Here is a 1913-nt window from a genome sequence, read left to right on the forward strand (position 1 = left end):
ATCTGTTTTTCCTGCGATTGCTTTTGAATCAGCTCCGCTGCTCTCTTCGCTTCTTCCGCGATCCGTTTTGCGTTCTCTTCTGCTGCCTTTCTCAGCATCTCCGCCGTGTTATTTGAACTGGATGCGCCTGTATTCCTTCCTGCTCCGGAACCACTGCTGGCACTTCCGCCTCCACCATTAGATGTTCCACCTTTTGTATGAGGCTCTGTCCGGTGATTGACTGTTCCCTTATTAATTGGTTTTTTCTTTGACTCTGTTGGTGGATTGATTATCCCTTTGATTATCGGCACTCTACTCTTAAAACCCGTTGGATCAAAGTACTTGTTCGGATTGTTTCGGCCATAGTTGTACCGATTCTGGCTTAACGGATCCTGCCAATCCCCGCGATAGCCATCCGCACTGATGAACAGTTCCGTTACCGTATCGTAATACCGCGCTCTTAAGTACTGGGTTTCATCACTGTTATGTGCTTTAGGATAACAATTCGAAATATTCTAAGAGTTTATTGAATTTTTAATTTCGTCTATTTTTCTTAAATTTTTGTTACTTTCTAAAATTATCTGTTCATTATCACATTTATTAAGAATTCCAAAGAAAGATTTCGCGTTTTCTAACATTGCATCGAAAAATTCTTTTCTACAAATTTGGTATTTGTTTTTTTTGATACTAACCATCAAAAAATCATCAGAAATAATCTTAAAATATACTTCTATTGGTTGATCTGGAAATAAAATTTTTTCATTTTTACTTCCGCTAGCTATATTATTAAATGCTTCTAGTATATATGACCATAGTTGATCTACTATATCCCAATATTGAAAGCTTAATAATACTTCATCGTCATTATAAATTATTATAGCTCCCTCTATATAATCAAAATCTTTAATATATTGCAAACAATTTTCATCTTCACATTTTATAAAATATTCCTCGTAATTTTCGTTAACATTACTTAATGAAGTTATAACTTTTTCTTTCTTTATGTAAGTTTCTACTTTTATCATATCTATCTCCATTATACTTTGTTTTATAGTACATTAGATTTAGAGCGTATTCATTTCAATACGCTCTAAATCTCTGTCAAAGTCTATAAGTACTTATTTTATTTTTTATAGAACTGTCCTATCCGACCATTATTAAACCCAATTACATATTTACTTCCATCTACCTCTCCTTCTATTTGATACATTCCAGTAGTTCCTTTCTGTTCAATTACATCTCGATTTTGACTAATAATTTTATCAGCTATATTTTGAATATCTGTGATAGACATATCTTTATCAAAGAAGGATTGTGTTTCTTTAACAGATCCATCCCAGTATTCTGGATGATGCCTTTCTAAAACATGCTTCATTCCCTTTTTATCAAACGCAATTTCATTTCCACCAATGTTCCATTTCTTAGTCTGATAATCTTTTAAATCATTAATCACTTTTTCCGGTTTCGCAGGTTTTAAATTTTCAATTTGTGAGTCACTATTAATAATTTCATCCCAAGGAATCTCTTCCACAAAAGTTTGTTCATCCCGGATTTTAATCTTCTCAAGATAGTCTTGATTTCCTTTGATATTTAATGGAAGATCAATCACTAAATCTTTTCTGATACTGGCTCCCGGAAGCTTCTCCAAATACTTTAATTCCTTATCCAACGGGATCTTCTCAGCTAGTTTTCCTTCATCTGCTGCGTTTAATGGAATTTTTTCTGTTAATCCCGCCGATATACCAAAGATAGAAATAGCGTTCAGAATTCCTTTGATTGGCAGATATTTATCTATCACTTTATCTAAAGCAATGGATAAAGTTAACGTCACAAACTCCGTGGATTGAACTATGCTGGAAACAGCTACTCCTGCGCTCTTGATGCCATTGTTAATTGTGCTTAACAAATCTTCTTTGTTCTCTGTATCCTTTTTG

3 protein-coding genes are annotated in these 1913 nt (G+C 33.8%); all 3 read right to left on the reverse strand.

What is annotated here, in order from left to right; all coding sequences use genetic code 11:
• A partial coding sequence (locus BN162_RS18920) for a hypothetical protein (RefSeq protein WP_208854749.1) occupies window positions 1–290 on the reverse strand: 290 nt, incomplete at its 3' end.
• A gap of 204 nt (window positions 291–494) precedes the next feature.
• Entirely contained in the window at window positions 495–1004 is a 510-nt protein-coding gene (locus tag BN162_RS09505) for a hypothetical protein (protein ID WP_020224856.1), read from the reverse strand.
• Between the two features lie 98 nt (window positions 1005–1102).
• Window positions 1103–1913 (reverse strand): hypothetical protein (locus BN162_RS18925; protein ID WP_040451771.1); only part of this gene is annotated, 811 nt, incomplete at its 5' end.

It is taken from the genome of Holdemania massiliensis AP2 (assembly GCF_000327285.1).
In the GTDB taxonomy this organism is placed as follows: Bacteria; Bacillota_I; Bacilli_A; order Erysipelotrichales; family Erysipelotrichaceae; genus Holdemania; species Holdemania massiliensis.